This is a genomic window from Pseudomonas sp. RSB 5.4 (assembly GCF_037126175.1).
GTDB classification, from domain to species: Bacteria; Pseudomonadota; Gammaproteobacteria; order Pseudomonadales; family Pseudomonadaceae; genus Aquipseudomonas; species Aquipseudomonas fluorescens_H.
Map to the genome: position 1 here is coordinate 436652 of NZ_CP146986.1, position 9678 is coordinate 446329.

Genomic DNA, 9678 nt, shown 5'->3' on the forward strand with positions numbered 1-9678 from the left:
GTGTATCAGACAACATCCATGTCGCCTGACACACCCTCTTCGCGAGCAAGCCCGCTCCCACAGTAGATCTGTGTGTGGCTGAGGAATCAGCGCAAATCGAGCTTCGCCGCAGCGCGCTCGGTGATTTCCGTGCGCAGTTTCAACGACGCCGCTGCACGATTACGAGCCTCTTCGACGACAGCACTCGGCGCTGTCTGCGGGCTGCCCGATTCAAACGGCGGTGCCGGCGCATATTCCAGTTGCAGCTGGATCAACTGCGCCGCCTCGGCTCCCACCAGTTCGGCGGCCAGCACCAGCGCAAAGTCGATCCCCGCGGTAATCCCGCCACCGGTAAACAGATTGCCGTCGCGCACCACCCGGTCCTGCACCGCAATCGCGCCGAGTTTCGGCAGCAGTTCGTGATAGGCCCAGTGGGTGGTCGCGCGTTTGCCTTTCAGCAGTCCCGCCGCGCCCAGCACCAGCGAACCGGTGCACACCGACGTCACATACCTGGCCTGCGCCGCCTGACGCTTGATGAAGCCCAGCGTCTGCTCATCTTCCATCAGCGGCCCGACCCCGGCGCCGCCGGGAATGCAGATCACATCCAGATTCGGGCAGTCGTCGAAGGTGGTGGTCGGTTTCAGCAGCAGGCCGGTGCTGGCGGTGACCGGCACCAGATCTTTCCAGATCAGATGCACCTGCACGTCCGGCAGCGAGGCCAGCACGTCATAGGGGCCGGTCAGGTCCAGTTGCTGCACCTGTGGAAACAACAGAAAACCGATCTGCAACGTCATGGGGGATTTCTCCATTTGAGGGGTGGACGGCTTCACTGTAGGCGCGTAGGTTCTGGCGCATACGCCAATCACCCCACGAATTACGCCAAATGCCCAAAGTCATCCATGTACTCGCGTTTGCCAACATGCAGATTCTCGATGTCACCGGCCCGCTGCAAGTGTTCGCCTCGGCCAACGACATCGCCCGCCAACGCGGCTTGCCCGTGCCGTATGCGCCGTCGGTGATTGCCTGCGAAGGCGGGGCGGTGATGTCCTCGGCGGGGCTGGCGGTGCTCGCCGAACCGTTGCCGCAAGACGCCAGCGACACGCTGATTATCGCGGGTGGTTGGGGGATCTATCCGGCATCCGAAGATGAGTCGCTGGTGGATTGGGTACGCGAGCACGCAGCGAAATGTCGACGCGTGGCCTCGGTGTGTACGGGGGCATTTCTACTGGCGGCCAGCGGCTGGCTCGACGGACGTCGCGTGGTCACCCACTGGACCCGTTGCGAACAACTGGCGCAGCAGCATCCGAAGCTGCAGGTCGAAGCCAATCCGATCTTCATCAACGACGGCCCGGTCTGGACTTCGGCAGGCGTTACCGCCGGCATCGATCTGGCACTGGCAATGGTCGAGGAAGATCTGGGCAGTGATATTGCTCTCGACGTCGCCCGGCATCTGGTGGTGTTCCTCAAACGCCCCGGCGGGCAATCGCAGTTCAGTGTGACCCTGGCCCTGCAGAATCAGGGCAATCGCTTTGATGAGCTGCACGCCTGGATCGCCGAAAACCTCACCTGCGACCTCGGCGTGCCGACCCTGGCCGAACAGGCCGGCATGAGCGAACGCAGTTTCGTCCGCCACTACCGCGCCGACACCGGCCAGACCCCGGCCCGCGCCATCGAACTGATCCGCGTCGAAACCGCCCGCCGCCTGCTCAGTGACACGGGACTGCCGGTGAAGCGAATCGCGGCCAATTGCGGCTTTGGCAGTGAAGAAACCTTGCGCCGCAGTTTTCTGCGGGCGATTGGCGTGACGCCGCAGGCGTATCGGGAGCGGTTTTCGGTCAGCGCTGGAGCAGATCCAGTAATGCCTTGAGCGTTTGCTGCGGTGCTTCTTCGGGAATGTTGTGGCCGACACCGGGCAGCACGCGCCTTTCGTACAGGCCAGTGAAGTGCGCAATGTCTTCATCGACTTCCGGCGCCGGACCGACCCCGTCGTCGGCACCGCACAGGGAAATAGTCGGCACGCTGATCGGCGGTTGTTTGATCAACGCGTCTTCCATCCATTGCAGCGCCGGATCGCCTGCGGCGTACATGAAGCGATGACGGTAGGAATGAATCACCACGTCAACGAAGTCCGGGTTGTCGAAGGCCGTTGCGCTCAGCGGATAACGTTCGGCGTTGCGTGCCCAGGTTGGTGACCACAATTTCCAGAGCAGTTCACAGAACGCCTGCCGGTTTTGCGTCAGGCCCGCGACGCCGCGTGGCGTGTGGAAATAGTACTGGTACCAATAACGGTGCTCGGTTTCGGGATCCAGTGGTCGGGTCGAATTGGCGATGTCCTGCACGTTATAGCCATCCCCCGTCACCAGCCCGCGCACCCGCTCGGGAAACAACGCCGCAACGATGCACGCTGCCCGACCGCCCCAGTCGTAACCGCAAAGCGTGGCCTGTTCGATACCCAGCGCATCCATCAACTCCAGCAAATCCTGAGCGAGGGCCGCTTGCTGGCCGGAACGCAGTGTTTCGGGGTGGTTGAAGCGAGTCGGCCCGTAACCGCGCAGGTACGGGACGATCACCCGATAACCGTGGGCGCCGAGGGCGGGGGCGATTTCATCGTACGCCCGAGGCGAGTAGGGGAAACCATGCAGCAATATGACCGCGTCGCCGCTGGACGGGCCGTGCCGTTCAAAGGCAACGGTCAAGTTGGGTGTCGGTACCCGTTGAATGTCAGACACGGCAGACTCCACAGCAATGAGCGTCAGGCAACACTAGACCATTATTTTGTGGCGAGGGAGCTTGCTCCCGCTGGACTGCGCAGCAGGTCCATTCGAGTATGGGGTCGCTTCGCAACCCGGCGGGAGCAAGCTCCCTCGCCACAGGGGAAGCGCCACTTTTCGGCGTGAATACCACTAAGCCTCGGCTTCCGCCACCTGATTGAAATACTTCGTCCGGTCTGGGGTAAACGTCACCCGCATCTTCGTCCGCGAGCAGGTCAGCGAACGTTCCTCACCCAGATCAATATCCAGATCCTCGCCCCGCAAGCCCTGCCACTGGGCGAGGTATTTCAGTGAGCCGTATTTCTCGTTTTTCTTCAGGCTGCGGCTCACGCCGCCTTTCCAGCCGAGTACCGGCAGTTCGCCGGCGAGGCATTGTTGCGCAAGGTCGGGGAAGCGCGTGGCGCGCTGGCGACCGATTTCCCAGCATTTGATCAGGCCTTTGTCGGCGGCTTCCCAGAGTTGGGTGCGGGTCAGGCCGGTACGCAGGGGCGTGACGATGGGGCGATGGACATGCAGGGTCATTCTGGTTCCTTGAATTCGGGTTTTATTGGACAGCTCCGCTGTGCCCGTTGCGGTGGATGGTAGGGGGGATGTAACAGCTGGCAACAGGGTATTTCAGGGTGTAAGTGCAGGTTACTGGGGAGGGATTTGCCTGGGAGTTGTTTAGAGGAAGTAGGAACAAACCGCACAAACTGTGGCGAGGGGATTTATCCCCGATCGACTGCGCAGCAGGCGCAAAGCCATGCAGGGCGGTACTGCTGAAGAAATGAGCAGGCAAAGAGCGGGGCCGCTGCGCAGCCCGTCGGGGATAAATCCCCTCACCACAGGGGATCTGATTCTGTTTATTTCTGTGTAGGGGTTAGCCCGGCGAAGCGCGCTGATGCGGCATATTTCCTACAGACACTGACGAAATTACGGCTGCCAAACACTCTTCTCCCCACTCAAACGCCGATCAAGAAAACTCGCCGCGCTGATCAGCGCCAGATGCGTCAGCGCCTGCGGGGTGTTGCCCAGATGGCGGCCCTTGCTGTCGAACTCTTCGGCGTACAGCCCCAGCGGGTTCGCATAGCGCAGCAGTTGTTCGAACTCCAGGTGGGCCTTTTCCACCTGACCGGCCCGGGCCAGGCATTCGACGTACCAGAACGAGCAGGCAGCAAATGCGCCTTCGGTGCCGCTCAAACCGTCGATGTTGGCGTCATCGTTGCGGTAGCGATAGACCATGCCGTCGCGCACCAGATGCTTTTCGATCGCTTCCAGGGTCGACAGCCAGCGCGGGTCCTTGGCGCTGACGAAGCGCACCAGCGGCATCAGCAGCATCGAGCCGTCGAGCGCGGTGCCGCCCTTGTACTGGACGAAATGCCCGCGCTCCTCGTCCCAGAAGTTATCCCAGATGTCGGCGTAGATCGCCTGCCGGGTCTGGTCCCACTGGGCAAACGGTGCCGGCAGTGAGCGTTTCGAGGCCAGGCGAATCGCCCGGTCCAGTGCCACCCAGCACATCAGTCGCGAGTGCAGGAAGTGATGTTGCTCACCGCGCATTTCCCAAATGCCTACGTCGGTGGTCTGCCAGGTCTCACATACCTGATCGACCACTTCACGCACATGTTTCCAGCCCTGATGGGAAATCGCGTCGCCGTACTTGTTGACCAGATACACCGCGTCCATCAGTTCGCCAAAGATATCGAGCTGAATCTGGTCGTACGCGCCATTGCCGATGCGCACCGGTTGCGCGCCGCCATGACCGGAGAGGTGGGAGAGTTCGGTTTCCGGCAATTCCTGACGGCCATCGATGGCATACAGGATGTTGAGTTTGGTTGACTGCCCATGACAATCGCTGACCCGCCCGCGCAGCCAGCCCATGTAGGCGTTGGCCTCAGCGACAAAGCCCAAGCGCATGAACGCGTAAACGGTGAACGAGGCGTCGCGGATCCAGGTGTAGCGATAGTCCCAGTTGCGCTCGCCGCCGGGGGTTTCCGGCAGACCGAAGGTGGCGGCGGCGAGGATTGCACCGTGCTTGCGCGAGGTCAGCAGTTTCAGCGCCAGCGCCGAGCGGTTGACCATTTCCCGCCAGCGTCCGCGGTAGTTGGACTGGCCGATCCAGTCGCGCCAGAACTTCAGCGTGCGTTCCACGCACATTTTTGCGCCGTCATCCTTGAAGCGTGGATCGTCGGCCCCCCCGAGGAGGAATTCGGCGCTCTGATCCTGGTTCAAACTGAACGTTGCGACGGCCGATTCGCCATCGATCTGCAGCGCCTGATCCGCCACCAGCCGCAGCGACGGCTGACCCTCGGCGCTGAAAATCACCGATTGTTCATCCATCTGCGCCCGGGTGTTGGCGCGGGCGTAGTCATGGCGCACCGCGCAGCGCATATGAAAAGTGGCCTGGCCGCTGACCACCCGCACCCGGCGCATCAGCAGCGGCAGGTCATCGACACTGTCGCCGATCGGCAGCAAGTCGGTGATCTCCACCACCGCATGTTCGCTGAGCCAGCGGGTTTGCAAAACGTTGGTGTCCGGCAGGTAGATCTGCTCGCGCCGGGCATCGGGCAGATCCGGCGCGAGCTGGAAAATCCCCGCCTCGGGCGTGTCCAGCAGCGAACAGAAGATCGACGGACTGTCGAATTCCGGCCAGCAGAAAAAATCCACGCTGCCCTTGTCGTTGACCAGTGCGGCACTGCGCAGGTCGCCGATGATGCCGTGGGCGTCGATCGGGCTTTGTCGTTCAGGATGATGCTCAGCCATTGCCACGAAACTCCGGATAAAGACTCATGCCGCCGTCGATGAACAGGGTGGTGCCGACAATGTAGTCGGCGGCGTCGGAAGCGAGGAACACCACCGCGTTGGCGATGTCTTCGACATCGCCGATGCGTCCGTAGGGAATCAGATCCAGCAGTTTTTCGCCGGCAGCGCCTTCGGTGGCGTCTTGGTTGATGGCGGTGCGAATCGCCCCCGGCGCGATGCTGTTGATGCGGATGCGCTGATGGCTGACTTCCTGGGCGAGGGTCTGCATCAACTGGTCGACGCCACCCTTGGAGGCTGCGTAGTTGACGTGCCCGGCCCACGGAATGCGCTGGTGCACCGAACTCATGTGAATGATCTTGCCGGCGGCGCGGGACACGCCTTCACGCACGCCCTGGCGATTGAAAATCCGCAGCGCGGCGCGGGCGCAGAGGAACTGGCCGGTGAGGTTGACGCCGATCACCGTGTTCCAGTCTTCCAGCGTCATGTCCACCGCCGCGGCGTCCTTTTGCAGGCCGGAATTGGCCAGCAGAATGTCCAGCGAGCCAAAGGCGTCGAGGGTCTCGGCGAACAACCGTTCGACCTCGTCTTCCTTCGACACATCGGCACCGATGGCCAGCGCCTGACCGCCATCGGCAATGATCTGCCGGGCCAGCGCTTCGGCGGGTTCCGCCTGACGGTTGTAATTGATGACGACGGCTGCACCGGCAGCGGCGAGGGCTTTGGCGGCGGCGTGGCCGATGCCGGAGCTGGCGCCGGTGATCAGGGCTACTTGTCGGGCGAGGGAAATCTGCATGCGAAGTCGTGCCTTGCGTGAGGGCCTATTTAGCTGACTGGTCGCAAGTGGAGAGAGTTCAAGAGCAAAGATCAAAAGATCGCAGCCTTCGGCAGCTCCTACATGGAAATGCGATCACCTGTAGGAGCTGCGGCACGCTGCGATCTTTTGCTCTTCAGGCCTTCACATTCCACCAACAATTCCCCGCTTCCTTGCTCATCAGCCTTTATGGCAACTTGGCGGCCCTTGATGAGGCAGTGTTCCATGGCAAACCCCTACCGCGAATTATTCACCGCCCCCGGCGCCCGGGCTTTTGTACTGGCCGGGATGATCGCGCGCATGCCGATTTCCATGACGGGCATCGGCGTGATCACCATGCTCTCGCAGCTCAAGGGCGGGTACGCACTGGCCGGTGCGGTGGCGGCGACCTTTGCCCTGGCCACGGCGTTTTGTGCGCCGCAGGTCTCGCGTCTGGTGGATCGTTTCGGTCAGGGCAAGGTGCTGCCGCTGTCGGCATTGATCGGTGGCGGGGCGCTGCTGATGTTGCTGCTGTGCACCCGCTTGCAGGCGCCGACCTGGACATTGTTCATCTTCGCCGCGCTGGCCGGTTGCATGCCAAGCATGTCGGCGATGGTGCGCGCGCGCTGGACCGAGATCTATCGCGGCCAGCCGCAATTGCAGACCGCTTATGCACTGGAATCCGTACTCGATGAAGTTTGTTTCATCGTCGGCCCGCCATTGTCGGTGGGGCTGTGCGTGGTGGCGTTTCCCGAGGCCGGGCCATTGGCCGCGCTGTTGGCGCTGGCGGTCGGCGTAACGGCGTTTGTCGCCCAGCGCAGCACCGAACCGGCGGTGCACCCGCAGGAGTCGCAGCATCAGGGTTCGATCATTCGCTCGACCGACGTGCAATGGCTGTTGGCGTTGATGCTGGCCATGGGCGTCATCGTTGGCGTGGTCGATGTGGTCAGCGTTGCCTTCGCCCAGCAGCAGGGCCAACCGGCGGCGGCGAGCATCGTGTTGTCGGTGTACGCCATCGGCTCGTGTCTGGCCGGTATCGCGTTTGGCGCGATGCGTTCGAAACTGCCGTTGCCGCGGCTGTTTCTGTACGGCGGCGTGGCGACGGCGGTGACCACCTTGCCGCTGTTGCTGGCGAGCAATATTTTCGGTTTGTCGCTGGCGGTGTTCGTCGCCGGGCTGTTCTTCTCGCCGACGCTGATCGTCGCCATGGCGCTGGTTGAGCGCATCGTGCCGCCGGCCAAGCTCACCGAAGGCCTGACCTGGCTGGTCACCGGTCTGAGCATCGGTGTGGCGATTGGCGCGGCCGGATCCGGCGCGCTGGTGGACGCCTTCGGTGCGCGCAGCGGATTCTGGCTGGCGATCGCCGCCGGCGTAGTGGTGCTGGGTTCGGCTGTGCAGAGTTTCCGCCATTTGAAGTGATCGTCATTCGGACTAATTCGCGCCACGCCTCATCCGTTCTCTTTTACAGATAACCCATTGAGGTAAACGCGGTGACAAAGCTGACACTGCTGTGCCTGCCCTATTCGGGCGCCAGCGCGATGGTCTACAGCCGCTGGCGGCGCCAACTGCCGTCATGGCTGCAATTGCAACCGGTGGAGTTGCCCGGGCGCGGTGCCCGTTTCGACGAACCCCTGCAAACTGACATGCGAGCCCTGGCCCGCCAGTTGGCCCGTGAGCACAAACCCGGCCTGCAAACGCCTTACGCCCTGTTCGGCCACAGCCTCGGCGCGCTGCTGGCGTGCGAGATGGCGCACGCCTTTCGCGAGCTCGGCGCGCCGGAACCGGTGGCGCTGTTCGCCTCCGGCACGGCGGCGCCGACCATGCGCAGCGACTACGATCGCGGGTTTGCCGAAGCGCGCAGCGATGAGGAATTGATCGATCAACTGCGCACCTTTCAGGGCACCAGCGAAGAAGTGCTGGCCAACCAGGAACTCATGAGTCTGACGCTGCCGGTGCTGCGCGCCGACTTCATGATGTGCGGACGCTTCAGTCCGGCGCAGCGGCCCCTGCTCAATTGCCCGGTGCATGTGCTGGGCGGCAAGGAAGACCGCGCCACCACCGAGCAACTGATCGGCTGGAGCAAGGAAACCCTGGGCAGTTTTTCCGTGGACATGATGACCGGTGGGCATTTCTTCATCCATGAGCACGAAGCCCGGGTGATCCGCACGATCAAGACGCATCTGGAAGTCCATCACCGGCGTCATGCGCAAGCGGCGGCACCGGCGTTTTGACGCACCGCTCACTATCGAGTGATTACAGGAGGCCAGTCATGGCTGTTGCTGTGGAATTTTCCGTTCGGCCGCTGCTGCCGCAACGAGGGCGCTTGCCGCTGTTGGTGGAGGCGACCGAGGCGGATACCGACCTGTTGGCGGTGTTCGATGAAGTGAAAGCGCTGGTCGATGAGCATCTGCTGCGCGATGGCGGGGTGCTGTTCCGCGGATTTCGTCTCGACGGCGCTGAACAGTTTCGTCAGTTCGCGGCCAGTTTCGGCCATCCGCTGTTGAACTATGAGTTCGGCTCCACGCCGCGCACCAACGTCACCCAAGGCGTATACACCTCGACCGAATACCCGGCGCACCAGAGCATTCCGCTGCACAACGAACAGGCTTACTCCCGCGACTGGCCGATGAAGATCTGGTTCTACAGCATGATCGCGGCGAAGTCCGGTGGCGAAACGCCGATTGCCGACAGTCGCGAAGTCTATCGGCGTATTCCGGTGGCCATTCGAGAGCGCTTTGTCAGCAAAGGTCTGATGTATGTGCGCAACTTCGGCAACGGTCTGGATGTGGCTTGGGAAGATGTGTTCAACACCGACGACCGCGAGGTCGTCGAGGCGTACTGCAAGGCCCATGGCATCCTTTGCGAGTGGAAGGATGACGGCGAATTGCGTACCCGTCAGACCTGTCAGGCGGTGGCGGTGCATCCGGTGACCGGCGATCACGTCTGGTTCAATCAGGCGCACTTGTTCCACATCTCCAACTTGCAGCCGGAAGTGCGCGAAAGCCTGTTGGACATCGTCGATGAGGAGGACTTGCCGCGTAACGTTTATTACGGTGACGGCTCGGCCATCGAAGACGAAGTGCTGGCGCAGATCCGTGCGGTACTCGATGAATGCGCGATCAGTTTTCCGTGGCAGGAAGGCGATGTATTGATGCTCGACAATATGTTGTCGGCCCATGCGCGTTCGCCGTTCGAAGGGCCGCGCAAAGTCATCGTGGCCATGGCCGAGGGGCATTCCCAAGGCCCGCTCTGAGCCATTCGGGTGGTTGCCCGTGACGCTGCCGAAGCCGGTCTTGTACCGGCTTCGGCATTTTTGCGTCGGTGTGGGTAACTGCCGGGCCGCTGGTGCGCCAGTGCGCTAAATCATTGCGTTTGTCATTCGTTCTTGTTGATACGACC

General features: G+C 62.2%; 9 protein-coding genes. 4 read left to right on the forward strand and 5 right to left on the reverse strand.

The genetic code is table 11. From position 1 onward, the window contains the following. Window positions 1-86: 86 nt before the first annotated feature. Entirely contained in the window at window positions 87-773 is a 687-nt protein-coding gene (gene inhA, locus V9L13_RS01980; protein ID WP_003223406.1) for an isonitrile hydratase, read from the reverse strand. Window positions 774-862: 89 nt separating this feature from the next. On the opposite strand from inhA, the gene V9L13_RS01985 reads away from it, so the two are divergent. Then, window positions 863-1846 carry a GlxA family transcriptional regulator gene (locus V9L13_RS01985; RefSeq protein ID WP_338801299.1) on the forward strand — a complete coding sequence of 328 codons (984 nt, stop codon included), beginning with the start codon at window positions 863-865 and terminating at the stop codon, window positions 1844-1846. Here the strand turns inward: V9L13_RS01985 and V9L13_RS01990 are convergent. From V9L13_RS01990 to V9L13_RS02005, 4 genes are all read right to left on the reverse strand, one after another. Next, window positions 1815-2708 (reverse strand): alpha/beta hydrolase, encoded by an 894-nt coding sequence (locus tag V9L13_RS01990; protein WP_338801300.1) that lies wholly within the window; start codon window positions 2706-2708, stop codon window positions 1815-1817. The genes V9L13_RS01985 and V9L13_RS01990 overlap by 32 nt on opposite strands. A gap of 174 nt (window positions 2709-2882) precedes the next feature. Further along, entirely contained in the window at window positions 2883-3272 is a 390-nt protein-coding gene (locus V9L13_RS01995; RefSeq protein ID WP_338801301.1) for a hypothetical protein, read from the reverse strand. Between the two features lie 390 nt (window positions 3273-3662). Further along, window positions 3663-5489: a glycoside hydrolase family 15 protein gene (locus V9L13_RS02000; protein WP_338801302.1), complete on the reverse strand. Its 1827-nt coding sequence runs from the start codon at window positions 5487-5489 to the stop codon at window positions 3663-3665. Then, window positions 5482-6282: a glucose 1-dehydrogenase gene (locus V9L13_RS02005; RefSeq protein ID WP_103484097.1), complete on the reverse strand. Its 801-nt coding sequence runs from the start codon at window positions 6280-6282 to the stop codon at window positions 5482-5484. The genes V9L13_RS02000 and V9L13_RS02005 overlap by 8 nt, the downstream gene beginning before the upstream one ends. A gap of 243 nt (window positions 6283-6525) precedes the next feature. Between V9L13_RS02005 and V9L13_RS02010 the strand changes: the two genes are divergently transcribed. From V9L13_RS02010 to V9L13_RS02020, 3 genes are all read left to right on the forward strand, one after another. After that, the gene (locus V9L13_RS02010; protein ID WP_338801303.1) at window positions 6526-7698 is read left to right on the forward strand and encodes an MFS transporter; all 1173 of its coding nucleotides are present in this window, start codon (window positions 6526-6528) and stop codon (window positions 7696-7698) included. Between the two features lie 71 nt (window positions 7699-7769). After that, window positions 7770-8510 carry an alpha/beta fold hydrolase gene (locus V9L13_RS02015; protein ID WP_003223420.1) on the forward strand — a complete coding sequence of 247 codons (741 nt, stop codon included), beginning with the start codon at window positions 7770-7772 and terminating at the stop codon, window positions 8508-8510. 38 nt (window positions 8511-8548) lie between these two features. Continuing rightward, window positions 8549-9532, forward strand: coding sequence for a TauD/TfdA family dioxygenase (locus V9L13_RS02020; RefSeq protein WP_103484099.1), 984 nt, complete (start codon window positions 8549-8551; stop codon window positions 9530-9532). The last annotated feature ends 146 nt before the right edge of the window (window positions 9533-9678 follow it).